The organism is Vibrio sp. 1401 (assembly GCF_033340295.1).
The window spans coordinates 149,704-167,565 of sequence record NZ_JAWOWF010000005.1 but is presented as its reverse complement, the minus strand read 5'-3'; the positions used below and the strand labels follow the sequence as shown (position 1 = coordinate 167,565).

Below are 17,862 nucleotides of genomic sequence, written 5' to 3'. Positions count from 1 at the left end.
TTCAATTCTGTTTGACGACCTGACGAGAATATTCATATGACAGAGAGACGACGCTTTTCACGTATTCTCCATCAAGCTCCAGCTAAGATAGAACAACGTGACTTGGCAATTGAAGCTAGGATTCAAGATCTTTCCTTGCATGGTTTACTCATGAAAGTGGAAGAGACTGAGGCTTTGGATCCAACCCTTCCAGTCCATGTGACTTTTTCATTTGATCAATCCGAACAAGTGATTACGTTAAAAGCGCAAATTGTGAATGTCTCTAAGTGTGAGATTAGGTTGAAGATCGCTAAGATAGACATCGAAAGCATTAGCCAACTAAAACGATTTATAGAATTGAATGTAGGCAATAACGACCTTCTGAATCGAGAGTTAGAGCACCTCTCAGGTTTTTAGGAGAAAAATAAATGAACGCCTATTTAAGTAACAATAACTATGTCTAAAAAAATCATCATGCAGATCCCGACGAAAGACGGCGATCAGCAGTTCTATTTGGGCCGCAGTTCGGTCCTAGCAGTATTTGCTTCAGTATTGGCATTACCCGCCGTCGTTGGTGGCGCGTGGTACCTTAATCAGCAGCAGATGCACAATAAAGACGAACTAACACAAATCATCGCCAAACTGGAAAGTGAAAAGGCCGAAGTGACGGCTCTTTACGAAGAGCAGCTTGATACCAATCATTCACTTTCCCAGTCTTTGACGGACAAAAACAATCAAATTCAGCTATTGGGCAAACGGGTATTCGACGTTGAATCGGTTTTAGGTCTCGCAGACGAAGAGTTGATGATCGATGAGAACAGCATGGGGTTAGAGGAGCGAATTGACGCAGCCGCTATCGATTCTGCTGTTCGCGCGACGATGTTCCGTTTGATACCAAATGACAGTCCAGTCACATACCAACGTATTTCTTCTTCTTACGGCAGTCGTATTAATCCGATTTCAGGTAAGAGGCATGTTCATACTGGTATCGATCTGACTTGTAAAAGAGGAGAAGAGATCCTGGCACCGGCTGACGGTGTGGTGGAAACCGTTCGCCCGAGCAATCGTGGTTATGGTAACTATGTCACCATTCGTCACTCATTTGGCTTTATGAGCTCCTTTGCTCATCTACAACGCTTCAAAGTGAAAAGCGGTCAGTTTGTTAGTAAAGGCGACATCATTGCTCAATGCGGTAACTCTGGCAACTCCACAGGGCCACACTTGCACTATGAAGTACGCTTCCTCGGACGAGCACTCAACCCTCAATACTTAATGGAGTGGACGCCAGAAAACTTCAATGACGTCTTTGAAAAAGAGAAAAAAGTGAAATGGGGACCTTTGGTTCAATTGATTGATAACGTTGTACGCCTACAAGTCAATTTAACCAATTCACCCTATCGCGATACCAGTATCAACACAGTATCAAGTGAAGATACGAGTAATACTGCGACGAACTGATTTGTCCATCAACACGAAAAAGAGCAGCTTACGCTGCTCTTTTTGTTTCGGACTCTGCACGGCTAAATGACCCGTGATTAGCCGCGATGAATATTATCATTCGCCTGTTTGAGTAAGTTTTGGCTCTCATTCATAAATTGTTGAGAATAAGTACCAAACCAATCACTCACCTGCTTAAAGCTTTCGATGAATCGAGCTTTGTCTCTGCTATCCAAAATCGCTACCGCATCACCTAAACGCTGATGGAATCGCTTGATCATATCGATATTCTCTTGAGAAGAGAAAATGATATCACCGTACAAGTTCGGATCCTGACCAAACAGTCGTCCCACCATCGCCAATTCAAGGCGGTAGATTGGCGAGCTTAACTTCAACAACTGATCGATGTTCGGGTTCTCTTTGCTTAGGTGCATACCGTAAGCAAACGACGTGAAGTGGCGCAACGCCTGAATCAACGTCATGCCATGATCGTGCTCTTGTGCATCGATTTGGCACAAGCTTGCGCCCCAAATTCCAAACTGTTGCAATAGCCATTGGTAATGCTCGTGACCACGACCATCACAGTACACAATAACCTGCTTGGCAAGGCTCGGAACATCTGGGCCAAACATTGGGTGTAAACCAACTACAGGACCTTGGTGCACATTCAACATTGCTTGCAGAGGCTTCGACTTGATAGAAGTCAGGTCACACAGAATGCAGTCTTGCGGCAAGTTCCCCAGTTTTTCGATCACCCCTTCCGTTAGATGAATCGGCACCGTGACCACGACTAAACCCGCGTTGTCTAGAATCTCATCCGCATGATCCCAGTCTTTACTACCGAGAACTTTGACCTGGTAGCCCGACAATTTAAACATACGCCCAAACAGGCCACCCAATTGACCATTACCACCAATAATAACAACTGAGCGTAAATCAGGGTTCAAACACTTAAAACCGGAATCTTTCTCGCTGGCATAAGACTCACGCATTGTTCGACGCAGAATATCTTCAATAAGCTGTGGAGGAATTCCCATTTTTTCAGCTTCAGCGCGACGAGAAGCTAACATCGCCGCTTCGCGGTCTGGAGCATAAATTGGCAAACCATGTTCGCTTTTTACTTCCCCAACTTTCTCTACGAGCGCTAAACGCTGAGCCAATAGCTCCAACATTTGCTTGTCGACTGCATCAATCTGATCGCGTAATGCGTTAAGTTCAACTGCCATTGATGTTCCTTAAATCCTGTATTAATTAGCCTTTAGACGATTTTCTAAGAAAGGCACTAGCTCTTCATGTGCATGACGTAATAGTGCCTCAGTTGAATCCCAATTGATACATGCGTCAGTGATAGATACACCGTATTTCATCTCTTCAAGAGCTAAGTCAGAAGATTGATTTCCTTCATTGATATGGCTTTCAATCATAAGACCGATAATAGATTTATTGCCTTCACGGATTTGATGAATCACATCCTCCGCGACTAATGGCTGGCGACGGTAATCTTTACGTGAGTTGGCGTGACTGCAATCCACCATTAATGAAGCATCAAGACTAGATTTCGCCATCTCTTGCTCACACTCAGTGACGGATACCGAATCGTAGTTAGTTTGCTTGCCGCCACGTAAGATCACATGTCCATTAGCATTGCCCTGGGTGGTTAACAGTGCGACTTGTCCCTCACGGTTAATTCCCATAAAACGGTGGCTAGAGGACGCAGCTTGCATCGCGTTAATTGCGGTTGCCAAACTGCCATCGGTGCCATTCTTAAAACCGATTGGCATAGACAGGCCGCTTGCCATTTCACGGTGAGTTTGTGACTCCGTCGTACGAGCACCGATGGCTGCCCAGCTAAAAGTATCCGCCAAGTATTGTGGGCTAATTGGGTCTAGAGCCTCAGTCGCGAGCGGGATTTCCATCTCTGCCAGCTCCACCAGAAGTTCGCGTCCAACATGCAGACCGTGTTCAATATCGAAACTGCCGTCTAGGTGTGGGTCATTGATCAGGCCTTTCCAGCCGACCGTGGTGCGCGGCTTCTCAAAGTAAACACGCATAACAATATACAGTTGGTCACTTAGTTGTTCAGAGAGTGCTTTAAGGCGCTTTGCGTAATCCTTCGCCGCTTCTACGTCGTGGATAGAACATGGACCGCATACAACAAGCAGGCGGTGATCCTTCTTGTGAATAATATTAGCGATAGTTTGACGAGACTCTTGAATAAAGCGACGTGCTTTTTCACTCAAAGGAAGCTTGGTTTTTAGTTCCTCCGGAGTAATAAGAACCTGTTCTTCGATAATATTAATATTGCTCAACTCACTTTTCTGCATAACTCTAACCTGTATATTTATTTTTACACCCAACCAAACCCTTGGTGAGACAACTAAGCTTTAACGACAAGATAACAGGCTAAAAAAGAAAAACAAGCGTACACAATAAAAAACATTTAGTGTAAATTACAGTTTACAGTTAAATAAAAAGCCAAAGCATAATTAACTTTGGCTTCTCATCGCTGTTTTGAATCTTTTACAAGAGGTTTAGCTAGTCAAGCGTTTCATCGCTTCACTCGCCGCTTTCCACTCTTGAGATAGCTTAAGTTCGCTTGGAGAAAATGACTGTTTTTTCAGTAATGCATCCGCGAGTGGCACGGTTGAAACCGGTAAGTTGTCTAATACTTCAACGTGCGCTTCTCGTTTATTACACATTAACAACATATCGCAGCCAGCTCTCAATGCTTGAGCACCTCGCTCGGCTGGGCTGCCCATAATCGCAGCGCCTTCCATGGTCAAGTCATCCGAAAAAACCAAACCTTTAAAACCCAATTGCTGACGCAGAACCTGTTTTAACCAGTATTCAGAACCGCTGGCTGGTTGAGCATCATAATATGGGAAAATCACGTGAGCAGGCATCATGGCATCTAAAATACCGGCATCAATTTGCGCTTTGAAGATCGCCATATCTTGTTCAAAAATATCACTGCGCTCGTCGTATGGTGTTTCTAGATGTGAGTCTGCAATCACGCCACCATGTCCAGGGAAGTGTTTGCCTGTCGTTGCCATGCCAACACTCTTCATTCCTTGCATATAAGCAGTGCTATAGCGAAGAATGGTATCGGCATCTTCACCGAATGCACGGTTACCGATCGCTTTACATTGATGGCCTTGGTCAAGTACCGGGGCAAAGCTTAAATCAATATCATGGGCAATCAGCTCTGCTGCCATTAACCAACCGCCCATACGAGCAAGCTCTTCACCATTTTGATGTTTAGCGTACTCATCAGCAGCAGGAATTAATGAGAAACCTTCACGAAAGCGCTGCACTCGGCCGCCTTCTTGATCCACACCGATCAAAAACGGGCGCTTAGCCGCCTTTCGGATGGATTGAGTAAGTGCTTGAAGCTGTTCGCTATCATGATAGTTGCGAGCAAATAGAATTAAGCCACCAACCGTAGGATGCTCCAAGATTTCTTTGTCTTCAGCGGTCAGTTCATACCCCGCAACGTCAACCCATAACGGTCCCATGTTTTCTCCTCAAAATCGGCTGAATATCTCGTATTCGATGAGGTTATTCGCTTCAGATTTGCTTTACAATAAGTGAATGAAGAATTGACGAGATCGGCTATGAAATTTAACGAACTGTACATTGGTGTGATGTCTGGAACGAGTATGGATGGTGTTGATACCGCTCTAGTTGAAATAAGCGATGAGCACGTTCGTCTGATTGCGCACGACGACTACCCAATGCCCGCAGCACTAAAAGACATGCTGTTATCTGTTTGTACCGGTCAAGCAACAAATTTAAAAGCCATAGGTGAACTTGACCACCAGCTCGGCCACCTATTTGCAGATGCCGTGTTACAGCTGCTCAATAAGTCTGGTTACGTCGCAGAGCAAATTCGTGCGATTGGTAATCACGGTCAAACAGTGTTCCATCAGCCTACCGGAAACTTGCCGTTTACCACTCAATTGGGCGATGCCAACATTATCGCGGTCAAGACAGGCATTGATACGGTAGCGGATTTTCGTCGTAAAGACATGGCGCTAGGTGGACAAGGTGCCCCACTCGTCCCTGCTTTCCATAAAAGCATTTTTGCGATGCAGGATTCCACAACTGTGGTACTTAACATTGGAGGCATTGCCAATATCTCGGTACTGCATCCAGAACAACCAGTCATTGGCTATGACACAGGCCCGGGCAATATGTTGATGGACGCATGGTGTGCGCTGCATACTGGGCAAAGCTTCGACGAAGATGCACAATTTGCACTTAAAGGAACGGTAAACGCTACTTTGTTGACTCAATTACTCAAAGAAGCTTACCTCGCCATGCCTGCCCCTAAAAGTACCGGGCGAGAACTGTTCAATATTGACTGGCTGCATCTACAACTGGCCCATCACAATTTACCAATCGAAGACGTACAACGTACACTTTGCGAGTATTCTGCAATTACCATTGCCAACGAAGTCGACAAGTTTTCTCATGGCATCACACCTCAACTATTGGTCTGTGGCGGTGGAGCAAGAAACCCACTTTTGATGCAGCGACTAGCTAAGTTATTGCCACAATGGAGCGTTGCGACAACGGCAGAAAAAGGCGTTGATGGCGACTACATGGAAGCAATGGCGTTTGCTTGGCTTGCGCAGCGCCATATTCACGGCCTCCCTAGCAACTTACCGGAAGTTACGGGGGCAAGTCGTCTCGCTTCACTGGGTGTACTCTATTCAAAAAATTAAGGGCAATAGATCCTAAACAAAAAGGCTTAATTCATTATGACGAACGATGCACTTATCGCAGCTTTATCCCATCTGGTATCTGAAGGGCGAAACCCAGACACCATGGACATCGACTTGCTGCCTTCTCTCGATATTGTTCAACGCATCAACCAACAGGACAAACTCGTTCCTCTTGCCGTTGAAAAAGTGTTGCCTGAGATCGCTGAAGCCGTTGATAAGATCACGGAAGCATTTAAGGTCGGAGGTCGGTTGTTTTACATCGGTGCGGGTACCAGTGGTCGACTTGGCGTTTTGGACGCTTCAGAATGCCCACCAACTTTTGGCACAGATCCAGAGATGGTCGTTGGTATTATTGCTGGTGGAAAAGAGGCAATGTTCCGTGCAAAAGAAGGGGCGGAGGACGATCCAGCATTGGGTGAGCAAGATCTTAAAGAGAATACGCTAACACAACGCGATGTCGTCGTTGGTATTGCGGCAAGTGGACGAACACCTTACGTGATTGGTGGCTTAGAGTATGCGAACGAGCTTGGTGCCACCACTGTAGCACTATCTTGTAACCCTGACTCTCCGATTGCAGATATTGCTGATATTGCGATTAGCCCCGTTGTTGGACCTGAAGCGTTAACGGGATCCACTCGCTTAAAATCAGGGACGGCACAAAAACTCGTACTAAACATGCTCACTACCGCAAGCATGATTCGCCTGGGCAAAAGTTATCAGAACTTAATGGTAGATGTGAAAGCGACGAATGCAAAGCTAGTTGCAAGAGCGACTCGTATTGTTATGCAAGCAACAGATTGTACTAACCAAGAGGCTAAAACGGCGCTCAAAGAAACGGACTACGACGCCAAGTTAGCGATTTTGATGATTTTAACCGGGCTGGATAGAGAAAGCGCGACTGAGCAACTGAACGCCAAGCAAGGATATTTAAGAAAAGTCGTGATCGCGCAAACTAATCAATCTTAATCAATAAAGCGCCTCACTTATTTAAAAGTCAGGCGCCTTTTATGGCTCAATTTAGTAGTTCAATCGTTCAATGTGAGTAATACCGACTTTACCTTCAAGGTCACTGAACATATGAACCATTGCTGGGTATGGTTGTGCTCCAGGGTAGACAACTTCTGCATTACAGAAAAACGCATAGTTTTGTCCGGCTACGACTTGAGTAGCCACAACCAAAGGGGAGTATTTGACACCGACAAACCCCTCGATACCTTTAGCAAATACTTCTTTATTCTCTGCTGTGAGTTCATGAAATGGACTCCAGCCACCAGCCATTTGCGTTGACATAATGTGATTCCTTTTTTTGCTGTGCTCACTATCAAGCAATATGAACATAGTTTAATAAGGAAGATTTTGCCACATTTATGTGATGCAGACAGTGTAACAACGGCTTTATTGACTATTAATTTGAGTATTCATTCCAACCACGTTGCCATTCCATGCGGAATTTTTGCGCTTGCTCAGTACCTTCACAAACCCCTTCGTAATACTGACCAGATAACCCCATTTGATACGCAAAAGCAGGATTACAGTACTCACGTAAACCTTCTAAATAACCTTGGTCGTAGTCATTTTGCTTAACACTACCCAACTCACGAAGCTCGCTCATCGTGCGCGATGTGTGTCCGGTTATGCCATCTTGATATCCGATCTGATGCCAATCTCCCGACTTGGCAAGATCTGCTGTCGTTGCTGTGCATCCTGCAAGTAAAGCCAGTGCCAGACCTACCGTTACCTTTTTCATGGTTCTTCCTTAAGTAATTGTTTTCAAAAATAAGCTTACCACTAATTATTGGCGCTTGCCGCTGAGCTTGCAGATTTAACCACTGATGACTCAAATCAGCCGCTCAAGACTGTCATCAACCTTTCGCCATTTTTAAAAACCGCTCAAGCAGCATATCGACCACTCAGTGCTCTATTCGACCACTCATCTACTAACCGAATGCATTTAACACAAGTGACGCATAACATGCATCCTGAGATTAAAAAATTACCCTACCCAACTAAGACCAAGGACAATTGCTATGATGTGGTTTCTAACCTGTGTCGCAGCCCTAATCGGCGGATACTTCATCTACGGCGCTTTCGTCGAGAAGATTTTCGGCATCAATGAAAAACGCCAAACGCCAGCTCACACCAAATCGGACGGTGTTGACTTCGTTCCAATGTCAACAAAGAAAGTTTACCTAGTTCAACTACTTAACATCGCAGGTGTTGGTCCAATTTTTGGCCCGATCATGGGGGCACTATACGGTCCTGCGGCGATGCTTTGGATTGTAGTCGGTTGTATTTTTGCTGGTGCAGTACACGATTACTTCTCAGGCATGCTTTCAGTGCGTAACGGCGGTGCATCTGTACCTACCATTACAGGTCGCTACCTAGGTAATGGCGCAAAACACTTTATGAATATTTTTGCCATTGTCCTATTACTTCTAGTTGGCGTAGTGTTCGTTTCAGCCCCTGCTGGCATGATTACTAACCTCATCAATGATCAAACAAGCTTGAGCGTAAGCATGACTACAATGGTTATTGCTATATTTGCTTACTACATCATTGCGACGATTGTTCCCGTCGATAAAATCATTGGTCGTTTCTACCCACTGTTTGGCGCCCTACTTATCTTTATGTCTGTTGGCCTAATGACAGCCGTTGCTTTCTCTAGCGAACACACAGTAATGGGTGACTTCCAAGTTTCGGACATGTTCTCTAACCTCAACCCAAATGACATGCCGTTATGGCCTGCATTGTTCATCACTATCGCATGTGGCGCTATCTCTGGCTTCCACGCAACTCAGTCTCCACTGATGGCGCGTTGTATGGAAAATGAGAAAAACGGTCGCTTCGTATTCTACGGTGCAATGATTGGTGAAGGTGTTATCGCGCTAATTTGGTGTGCTATCGCTCTGTCTTTCTTCGGCTCTCTAGACGCTCTATCCGAAGCTGTGAAAAACGGTGGTCCTGGTAACGTGGTATACAGCGCATCATTTGGTCTGCTAGGTGTGTTCGGTGGTATCCTTGCGTTCCTGGGGGTGGTTATCCTACCAATTACGTCTGGCGATACAGCGTTCCGTTCAAGCCGCTTGATCCTTGCTGAATACTTCAACATGGAACAAAAAACGCTACGTAACCGTCTACTGATGGCACTTCCACTGTTCGTTATCGGCGGTATCTTAACTCAAGTAGACTTCGGCATTATCTGGCGCTACTTCGGTTTTGCAAACCAAACAACAGCGGTAATGATGCTTTGGACTGCGTCCGCTTACCTACTGCGTCACAACAAGCTGCACTGGATTACCACTATCCCAGCTATCTTCATGACCACGGTATGTGTCACGTTCATCTTAAACAACAGCTCGCTAGGTTTTGGTCTGCCAATGCAACTATCAACTATCGTAGGTATTGTGTTTGCCCTAGCTGTGACAGGTTACGTTATCAAAACCTCTAAGGGTAAAGGTGAAACTGAACTGGCTGACGAAGAGAAACCACAAGCCGTATCAGAAACAGCGTAATACTCGTCACATCTGAGTGACTAAGATAGGAGCCTGCCAATTGCAGGCTCTTTTTGTTTTATACCCAAGTCACTTTAAGGTTCAGAAAGCACAGCGCAGCATCATTTACTTAGCTGTTCTTATCTATCTGAGCCAAGCATCTTGAGGTTACTTAGGTATACAATAACAACATTGATTCTAGGTTAGGTTCACTATGGAACTGGTCATCTCCCTTTTACAACAGATGTGTGTGTACTTAGTTTTGGCTTACATGCTAAGTAAAACGCCAATCATCTTACCTTTGCTGAGTATTTCTTCGCGCTTAAGCCACCGCCTAATTTGTTACGTACTCTTCTCTGGCTTTTGTATTCTCGGCACCTATTTCGGTCTGCACATCAACGATGCTATTGCCAATACTCGTGCGATCGGCGCAGTTATGGGCGGGCTGTTTGGTGGACCTGTTGTAGGTTTCGCCGTCGGATTTACTGGTGGCATCCATCGATACTCTCTTGGTGGCTTTACTGACCTAGCCTGCGCAATTTCAACCACCGCCGAGGGCGTAATTGGTGGCTTGCTCCACGTTTACCTTATCAAGCGAAATAAAGGCGCATTGCTGTTTAATCCAAGCGTCGTATTCAGCGTCACGTTTGTTGCAGAAGTGGTGCAAATGATTTTGCTGCTCGCCGTCGCGAAACCTTTTGATCAAGCCTATGAACTGGTGTCCGCTATTGCAGCGCCTATGATCATCGCGAACTCATTTGGTGCGGCGTTGTTCATGAGTATCCTGCAAGACAGAAAAGCAATCTTTGAAAAGTTTTCTGCGACGTTTTCGCGTCGAGCGCTCACCATTGCTGATCGCTCAGTGGGAATTCTAAGCAACGGCTTCAACACCGAAAACGCAGAGAAAATCGCACGTATTATTTACGAAGAAACCAAAGTGGGCGCTGTCGCGATTACTGACCAAGAAAAGATCTTGGCGTTTGTGGGCATTGGCGATGATCACCATAAACCGAACACGCCGATTTCATCGCAAAGCACATTAGACTCCATGGAGAAAAACGACATCATTTATCTTGATGGTGCGGAGCGTCCATACCAATGCTCCATTGCAAAAGATTGCAAGCTCGGATCTGCGCTGATCATCCCACTGCGTGCAGGGAAAGAGGTCATTGGTACCATAAAGCTGTATGAACCGAAGCGTAAATTGTTCTCGACGGCCAACATGTCGATGGCGGAAGGAATAGCCCAGCTTCTATCTAGCCAAATCCTTTATGGCGATTACCAACAACAACAAGCCTTACTCGCCCAAGCAGAAATAAAATTGCTTCACGCTCAGGTGAATCCACACTTTTTGTTTAATGCACTCAATACTATTAGTGCGATTACTCGTCGTGACCCTGACAAAGCGCGCGAGCTAATCCAAAATCTATCGCACTTCTTCCGCAGCAATTTAAAGCAGAACATTAATACCGTGACGTTAAAGGAAGAGCTTGCACATGTGAACTCGTACTTGAGCATCGAAAAAGCGCGTTTTACGGACCGCTTAGAGGTTGAAATCGATATTCAACCTGAATTGCTGGACATCAAATTACCAAGCTTTACACTCCAGCCTTTGGTTGAGAATGCCATTAAGCATGGCATTTCAAACATGCTTGAAGGTGGTAAAGTTCATATATACAGCGAAGCACACCCACAAGGTCACTTGATTACCGTCGAAGACAACGCAGGCAGTTTTGAGCCGCCAAAAGAAAACCACTCAGGGCTAGGTTTAGAAATTGTCGACAAGCGTCTCACTAATCAATTTGGACGTGATGCAGCGCTAAAAATTACGTGCGAGCCACATCAATTTACTAAAATGAGCTTTATCATTCCCCCAAAATCATAAAAGCACGCTGAAGCAATAAAGGTAATGTTGGATGTTAACCGCACTCGTCATTGATGATGAACAGTTTGCTCGTGAAGAGCTAGCAGAGTTACTGGATGAAACAGGCCAAGTTGAGGTCGTGGGCGATGCCTCAAACGCAATCCTCGGCCTAAAAAAAATCAATGAACTCAAGCCTGATGTGGTGTTTCTCGATATCCAAATGCCTCAAGTCACGGGGATTGAATTACTAGGGATGCTTGATCCAGAAACCATGCCTTATGTGGTTTTTGTCACGGCTTATGATCAGTATGCGATTCAAGCATTTGAAGACAATGCCTTTGATTACTTGCTCAAACCTGTCGACCCATGCCGGCTAACTAAAACGGTAAAACGACTAAACAAAGTCATTAGCCAATCCGCCCTAACGCAACAACTGTCTGCTATTACACCTGACACGTTGGATCAAATACCGTGCATCGGACACAACCGCATCGTTATCATGGCCACCGACACGGTGGAATGTGCTTACAGTGATATCAGCGGCGTGCATGTACGCTCCACCAGCCAAACCGCGAGCACCCAACTGACATTAAAAACGTTGGAAGAGAAAACCCCTCTAGTCCGCTGCCATCGTCAATACTTAGTCAGTATTAAAGCGATTAGCGAAATCAAGTTACTGGAAAATGGGTTAGCGGAAATCATCACCAAAACAGGCTTTGAGATACCAGTAAGCCGCCGCTACTTAAAGGTGCTCAAAGAGATGCTCGGCATTAGCCACTAACACAAAAACTTCACACATCATCGCTGAGTTTCCGCTAGCGTATAAATAGGACGCTCTGAAAAGACGAGGCGATGATGTATAAAGTTTTATTCATATGTAAGCACAACGCTGGACGAAGCGTCCTCGCGGAGTCAATCGCAACCAATATCCTGCCAGCAGATTTTAGTGTCACCAGTGGAGGCTCACATCCCACAGGCAAGGTGCACCCAGTGGTGCAAAAATATTTAGATGACCACCAACTCCCCATTCCGCATATCCACACGCATTCATGGGAGGAGCGAACTCAGTTTCTTCCCGACATCGTTATTATTCTCTGTGATTCTTTACATCAAGAAACCGCTCCTCAGTGGCTTGCAGGTGGTGTTCGAGTAAACTGGCAAGTTGATGCTTTTCCGACCGATGGTTCTGATGAAGACATGTACGCACATTGCGAAAAGGTTGCTCAATCGCTTGAGCGAAGAATCACGAAGATGTCTGATATGATTATCGATGGTTTAGGAAAAGACCAAATTCGTGATTACCTAAATGAGTTAAGAGAGATGTAAAAAAGGCGACCCACAGGTCGCCTTTTGAATATTCGATAAATGGAGACTAATCCACTTGCTTGATTTGCAGTTCTTTAGGTACTTCAAAGAACATATTCTCTTCACGGCCAAGTACTTCATCAACCGCTTCGGCACCAACGAGTTCTTTGATTCGCTCTAGAATCTGATTAACGAGCTCTTCCGGAGCAGATGCTCCCGCAGTCACGCCGACCTTTGTTTTGCCTTCGAACCACTCAGGTTTGATATCTTCCGGACAGTCGGTTAAGTAGCCAGGTGTCCCTAGCTTTTCAGCTAGCTCTTTAAGACGTGTAGAGTTTGATGAGTTTTTAGAACCCACCACAACCATCACATCTACGTCACCAGCTAATTCACGTACGGCATCTTGGCGGTTTTGTGTCGCGTAACAGATATCGTCTTTACGTGGACCTTGGATATCTGGGAACACGCGGCGTAGCTCTTCGATAACATCGGCAGTTTCATCGACAGAAAGCGTCGTTTGGCTTACGTAATGAAGATCGGATGGATCTTTCACAATCGCCTTCAGTTTCTCAACATCGGCTGGAGTTTCAACCAAGTACATACCACCGGTTTCACTGGCGTATTGCCCCATCGTACCTTCGACTTCAGGGTGACCTGCGTGACCAATCAGAACCACTTCCATATTACGACGGCTCGCACGCGCCACCTCCATATGCACTTTGGTTACTAAAGGACACGTTGCGTCAAATACGGTCAAATCACGCAGCTTCGCTTCCTGACGAACTGCCTGCGATACACCATGAGCGGAGAAAATCACAATGTTGTTGTCTGGCACTTCGTGCAGTTCTTCAACGAAGATAGCACCACGCTGTTTTAGACCTTCAACCACAAAACGGTTATGCACCACTTCATGACGCACATAAATCGGTGGCTGATACATCTCTAGCGCACGCTCTACGATGCTAATCGCGCGGTCAACACCAGCACAGAAACCACGTGGGTTAGCTAACAGGATTTTCATTTCATTGCTCATGGAAGTTATCTTTTATTTGGTTCGCTATTCTACTGACAAAATTTCAACTTCGAAAGTCACGTCTTGTCCCGCTAGAGGATGGTTGAAGTCCACAGTGACTGAATCGCCTGCAATCTCTGTAATAATGCCCGGGATTTCCATGCCATCAGGGCCACTGAAGGCCATGATTGTACCAACTTCCACTTCTGCATCACCTACAAATTTAGTGCGATCCATATAGTGAATATGATCAGGGTTTGGCATACCAAACGCGTCTTCTGCCTTTAGCTCAATCGCTTTTTGTGCGCCTGTTTCGAGGCCGATCAAGCATTGCTCAAAGTTTTCACTCAAGCTGCCATCACCCATAACAAACTTCGCTGGTTTACCCATGTTATGAGTACTATCTGCAACCGATCCGTCTTTCATTTTAATCGTAAAGTGAAGGGTTACTACCGATTCATTGGTTATTGTTGTCACGTTAATGCTTCCTTGTTCTTGGGTTATTACGCTGTCAGCTTGGTCTTTTTATACATTGAAATGCTGATTGGCGCTCCAACATAATAAAAAGCGTCGCTCGAATCAACGGACGACGCTTAGGGTTATTCGATATACCGCAAAAGATTACTTGTCAGCGTCTTTTTTACGGAAGCCATCCAGAATAATCATTGCCGCACCAATACAGATCGCCATGTCAGCAAGGTTGAATGCTGGCCAGTGGTAGTTACCCCAGAAGAAGTCTAGGTAATCAACAACAAAGCCATGAACGACGCGGTCAAACACGTTGCCCACTGCACCACCAATAATCAATGCGTAAGCGATGTTGTTCCATTTTTCTTTAGCTGGAAGCTTGCTCATCCAGTAGGTCAAAAGACCCGTCACAACAAACGCGATACCGGTAAATAACCAACGCTGCCAACCGGCTTGATCGCTCAAGAAGCTGAATGCAGCACCGTAGTTATGAACATAAAGTAGGTTGAAGAATGGCAACACCTCAATTCGGTTTGCCCATCCGTAGCCCATGTTGTCCATCACCACCAATTTGATGCCAATATCTGCAATAAATACCAGAATTGCTAACCACAGCCAGCGAACTCCAGATTGCTTTAACGTCAGTGCTTTTTCACTCATTACTTTACCTACAAACAGCCCCAGTAAATACTGGGGCTGTTAATTTTAAAAAAAGTTCAGTCGTTCTAGGCAATTACGCGAATTTACGTACTTCACCTTCGCCGTCTACGTTAGACACACAACGACCACAGATCTTCTCGTGACCTTCGATTGTGCCTACGTCTGGCGTGTGGTGCCAACAACGGTCACACTTCTCGCCTTCAGCTGCTGCTACTTCAACAAACAAGCCTTCGATATCTGTCGCTTGTGCTGCATCCGTCTTCTCACCTAGAGGCTTAACTTTCGCCGCAGAGGTTAGTAGAACAAAGCGCAGTTCATCTTCAAGTTTGTTGATCTTCGCCGCTAGTGCGTCATCAGCAAATAGAGTCACTTCAGCTTGTAGTGCACCACCAATGGTTTTCTCTTTACGCGCATCTTCTAGAAGTTTGTTTACCGCACCACGAACCGCTTGGATCTCAGACCAGAATTCGTTGTTCAGCTCTTCACCTTCAGCAAGACCGAATAGACCGTCGAACCACTCACCAGTGAATACGAACTTGTCGCGTTGACCTGGCATTTCGTTCCAGATTTCATCTGCAGTGAACGACATGATTGGCGCCATCCAACGAACTAGCGCTTCTACGATGTAGTAAAGTGCAGTCTGACAGCTACGTTGAGCGTTGCCGCCACGTTTTGCTGTGTACTGACGGTCTTTAATTACGTCTAAGTAGAAAGAGCCCATTTCGATTGAACAGAATTGCATTAGACGCTGAGTTACACCGTGTGTGTTGTACTCTTCGTATGCTTTAACAATCTCTTCTTGTGCTGCTAGTGCACGACCAACCGCCCAGCGATCTAGCGCAACCATCTCTTCAACAGGAACGATGTCTGTTTCAGGGTTGAAGCCGCTCAAGTTAGCTAGGAAGAAACGCGCTGTGTTACGGATACGACGGTACGCATCTGCGCTGCGTTTTAGGATTTCATCAGAAACCGCAACTTCACCAGTGTAGTCTGTAGAAGCAACCCATAGACGAAGAATGTCAGCACCTAGCTTGTTGGTTACGTCTTTTGGCGCAACCACGTTACCGATAGATTTAGACATCTTACGACCCTGACCATCAACCACGAAACCGTGTGTCAGTACTTGTTTGTAAGGTGCTTCGTCTTTCATCGCAATAGATGAAATTAAAGAAGATTGGAACCAACCGCGGTGTTGGTCAGAACCTTCTAGGTATAGGTCTGCACTGTTGCCGTTGTACTCTTCACGAGCATCAACAACAGAGAAGTGAGTGACACCTGAATCGAACCATACGTCTAGCGTATCTAGCACTTTTTCGTATTGGTCAGCGTCAGCACCTAGTAGTTCAGCGGCATCTACATCCCACCATGCTTGGATGCCTTTCTCTTCAACCAGCTTAGCGACTTTCTCGATCAGCTCTAGCGTGTTTGGATGAAGTTCTGCTGTTTCTTTATGAACAAACAGAGCAATTGGCACACCCCAAGTACGTTGACGAGAGATACACCACTCAGGGCGACCTTCGATCATACCTTCGATGCGGCTTTGACCCCACTCAGGCATCCACTCTACATTCTTGATTGACTCTAATGCTTTAGCACGTAGGCCAGCTTGGTCCATAGAAACGAACCATTGAGGTGTAGCACGGAAGATGATTGGGGTCTTATGACGCCAACAGTGTGGGTAGCTGTGCTCGTAAGCGTGGTGGTGTAGTAGTGCACCTTTTTCTTTTAGTACTTCTACTACTGCATCGTTCGCTTTAAATACGTGCTGACCAGCAAATAGCTCTGTATCTGGTAGGTAAACACCGTTTGAGCCAACTGGGTTTGCTACTTCTAGGTTGTACTTGTTACCAACCGCGAAGTCTTCTTGACCGTGACCAGGAGCAGTGTGAACAACACCAGTACCTGAATCAGTCGTAACGTGATCACCAAGGATCGCCGGTACAGTGAAATCGTAGAATGGGTGTTGGAATTGAGAAAGCTCTAGGTCCGCACCTTTAGCAAAGCCAAGGTTGTGGAAGTGCTCGATACCCGCACGGTCCATTACGTCTTTCGCTAGCTCAGCAGCAACGATGATACGCTCAGCGTTGTTGCCTTCTGTTTGGATAAGCACGTACTCTAGATCATCACGTAGACATACTGCGCGGTTTGCAGGCAGTGTCCAAGGTGTTGTTGTCCAGATAACGATAGATACGTCACCGTGACCTTCATGACCTTCTGTCAGTTCAAATTTAGATAGCAGTGCCGCTTCGTCAGCCGCTTTAAAACGAACGTCGATAGATGGCGATACTTTATCTTTGTATTCTACTTCCGCTTCAGCAAGAGCAGAACCACAGTCTGTACACCAGTGAACAGGTTTGAAACCTTTTAGCAGGTGACCATTGCTTGCGATCTTACCAAGAGCACGAATAATGTTCGCTTCAGTTGCGAAATCCATAGTGCGGTATGGCTTGTCCCACTCCCCCATGATACCAAGGCGTTTGAAGCTCTCTTTCTGACCTTCAACCTGACCTGCTGCGTATTCACGACATTTCTCGCGGAATTCCGATGCTGTCACTTTTTGGCCTGGCTTACCTACTTTCTTCTCTACCATTAATTCGATTGGTAGACCGTGGCAGTCCCAGCCTGGGATGTAAGGTGCGTCAAAACCTGAAAGTGTTTTGGATTTAATAATAATGTCTTTAAGAATCTTGTTTAGTGCGTGACCAATATGAATGTCACCATTTGCGTAAGGAGGGCCATCGTGCAATACGAATGACTTTTTGCCTTTCTTAGCTTTACGGATTTCACCGTAAAGATCTTCTTTGTACCAACGCTTAAGCATTTCTGGCTCACGATTGGCCAGGTTGCCGCGCATTGGAAACCCTGTTTCAGGTAAGTTCAGGGTATCTTTATACTCACTCATCGATTCTTAATTCCGTT

At 45.7% G+C, this 17,862-nt stretch carries 17 protein-coding genes; 8 read left to right on the top strand and 9 right to left on the bottom strand.

The annotated features are described in order from the left end of the window. Nucleotides 1–36 precede the first annotated feature (36 nt). Both R7Z77_RS04825 and R7Z77_RS04820 read left to right on the top strand, forming a co-directional pair. A complete protein-coding gene (locus R7Z77_RS04825; protein ID WP_005381897.1) occupies nucleotides 37–396 on the top strand; it encodes a PilZ domain-containing protein in 360 nt (119 codons plus the stop codon). 39 nt (nucleotides 397–435) lie between these two features. Then, complete coding sequence (locus tag R7Z77_RS04820; protein ID WP_005381900.1) at nucleotides 436–1,437, top strand: M23 family metallopeptidase; 1,002 nt, start codon at nucleotides 436–438, stop codon at nucleotides 1,435–1,437. 77 nt (nucleotides 1,438–1,514) lie between these two features. Here R7Z77_RS04820 and tyrA read toward each other — a convergent pair whose 3' ends face one another. The 3 genes from tyrA to nagZ all read right to left on the bottom strand — a co-directional run bounded on the left by tyrA (nucleotide 1,515) and on the right by nagZ (nucleotide 4,931). Then, nucleotides 1,515–2,642, bottom strand: coding sequence for a bifunctional chorismate mutase/prephenate dehydrogenase (gene tyrA, locus R7Z77_RS04815; protein ID WP_005381901.1), 1,128 nt, complete (start codon nucleotides 2,640–2,642; stop codon nucleotides 1,515–1,517). Nucleotides 2,643–2,663: 21 nt separating this feature from the next. Continuing rightward, nucleotides 2,664–3,740, bottom strand: a complete 1,077-nt coding sequence (locus R7Z77_RS04810; protein ID WP_213967406.1) for a 3-deoxy-7-phosphoheptulonate synthase — start codon at nucleotides 3,738–3,740, stop codon at nucleotides 2,664–2,666. 207 nt (nucleotides 3,741–3,947) lie between these two features. After that, nucleotides 3,948–4,931: a beta-N-acetylhexosaminidase gene (gene nagZ, locus R7Z77_RS04805; protein ID WP_213896347.1), complete on the bottom strand. Its 984-nt coding sequence runs from the start codon at nucleotides 4,929–4,931 to the stop codon at nucleotides 3,948–3,950. A 99-nt stretch (nucleotides 4,932–5,030) separates the two neighbouring features. Between nagZ and R7Z77_RS04800 the strand changes: the two genes are divergently transcribed. Both R7Z77_RS04800 and murQ read left to right on the top strand, forming a co-directional pair. Next, on the top strand, nucleotides 5,031–6,143 hold the full coding sequence (locus R7Z77_RS04800) for an anhydro-N-acetylmuramic acid kinase (RefSeq protein WP_158157247.1): 1,113 nt from the start codon (nucleotides 5,031–5,033) through the stop codon (nucleotides 6,141–6,143). A gap of 36 nt (nucleotides 6,144–6,179) precedes the next feature. Continuing rightward, nucleotides 6,180–7,109, top strand: a complete 930-nt coding sequence (gene murQ, locus R7Z77_RS04795) for an N-acetylmuramic acid 6-phosphate etherase (RefSeq protein ID WP_047103912.1) — start codon at nucleotides 6,180–6,182, stop codon at nucleotides 7,107–7,109. A 51-nt stretch (nucleotides 7,110–7,160) separates the two neighbouring features. Here murQ and R7Z77_RS04790 read toward each other — a convergent pair whose 3' ends face one another. Together R7Z77_RS04790 and R7Z77_RS04785 are read right to left on the bottom strand one after the other, a co-directional pair. Further along, nucleotides 7,161–7,433, bottom strand: coding sequence for a hypothetical protein (locus R7Z77_RS04790; protein WP_005381911.1), 273 nt, complete (start codon nucleotides 7,431–7,433; stop codon nucleotides 7,161–7,163). 115 nt (nucleotides 7,434–7,548) lie between these two features. After that, complete coding sequence (locus R7Z77_RS04785; protein ID WP_064368998.1) at nucleotides 7,549–7,890, bottom strand: DUF2799 domain-containing protein; 342 nt, start codon at nucleotides 7,888–7,890, stop codon at nucleotides 7,549–7,551. A gap of 280 nt (nucleotides 7,891–8,170) precedes the next feature. Here R7Z77_RS04785 and R7Z77_RS04780 point away from each other — a divergent pair, with 280 nt between their 5' ends. From R7Z77_RS04780 to R7Z77_RS04765, 4 genes are all read left to right on the top strand, one after another. Beyond that, nucleotides 8,171–9,655 carry a carbon starvation protein A gene (locus tag R7Z77_RS04780; RefSeq protein WP_005381914.1) on the top strand — a complete coding sequence of 495 codons (1,485 nt, stop codon included), beginning with the start codon at nucleotides 8,171–8,173 and terminating at the stop codon, nucleotides 9,653–9,655. A gap of 193 nt (nucleotides 9,656–9,848) precedes the next feature. Continuing rightward, nucleotides 9,849–11,519, top strand: a complete 1,671-nt coding sequence (locus R7Z77_RS04775; protein WP_005381915.1) for a sensor histidine kinase — start codon at nucleotides 9,849–9,851, stop codon at nucleotides 11,517–11,519. 31 nt (nucleotides 11,520–11,550) lie between these two features. Next, nucleotides 11,551–12,279: a two-component system response regulator BtsR gene (gene btsR, locus R7Z77_RS04770; RefSeq protein WP_005381917.1), complete on the top strand. Its 729-nt coding sequence runs from the start codon at nucleotides 11,551–11,553 to the stop codon at nucleotides 12,277–12,279. A gap of 71 nt (nucleotides 12,280–12,350) precedes the next feature. Beyond that, a complete protein-coding gene (locus R7Z77_RS04765; protein WP_017636163.1) occupies nucleotides 12,351–12,824 on the top strand; it encodes a low molecular weight phosphatase family protein in 474 nt (157 codons plus the stop codon). A gap of 46 nt (nucleotides 12,825–12,870) precedes the next feature. Here the strand turns inward: R7Z77_RS04765 and ispH are convergent, their stop codons facing one another. The 4 genes from ispH to ileS all read right to left on the bottom strand — a co-directional run bounded on the left by ispH (nucleotide 12,871) and on the right by ileS (nucleotide 17,845). Continuing rightward, entirely contained in the window at nucleotides 12,871–13,836 is a 966-nt protein-coding gene (gene ispH / locus R7Z77_RS04760) for a 4-hydroxy-3-methylbut-2-enyl diphosphate reductase (RefSeq protein ID WP_017636164.1), read from the bottom strand. Nucleotides 13,837–13,860: 24 nt separating this feature from the next. Continuing rightward, nucleotides 13,861–14,292, bottom strand: coding sequence for an FKBP-type peptidyl-prolyl cis-trans isomerase (fkpB, locus tag R7Z77_RS04755; protein WP_005381922.1), 432 nt, complete (start codon nucleotides 14,290–14,292; stop codon nucleotides 13,861–13,863). 144 nt (nucleotides 14,293–14,436) lie between these two features. Next, nucleotides 14,437–14,943 carry a signal peptidase II gene (gene lspA / locus R7Z77_RS04750; RefSeq protein ID WP_005385948.1) on the bottom strand — a complete coding sequence of 169 codons (507 nt, stop codon included), beginning with the start codon at nucleotides 14,941–14,943 and terminating at the stop codon, nucleotides 14,437–14,439. A gap of 73 nt (nucleotides 14,944–15,016) precedes the next feature. Continuing rightward, complete coding sequence (ileS, locus tag R7Z77_RS04745; protein ID WP_182015940.1) at nucleotides 15,017–17,845, bottom strand: isoleucine--tRNA ligase; 2,829 nt, start codon at nucleotides 17,843–17,845, stop codon at nucleotides 15,017–15,019. Between the last annotated feature and the right edge of the window lie 17 nt (nucleotides 17,846–17,862).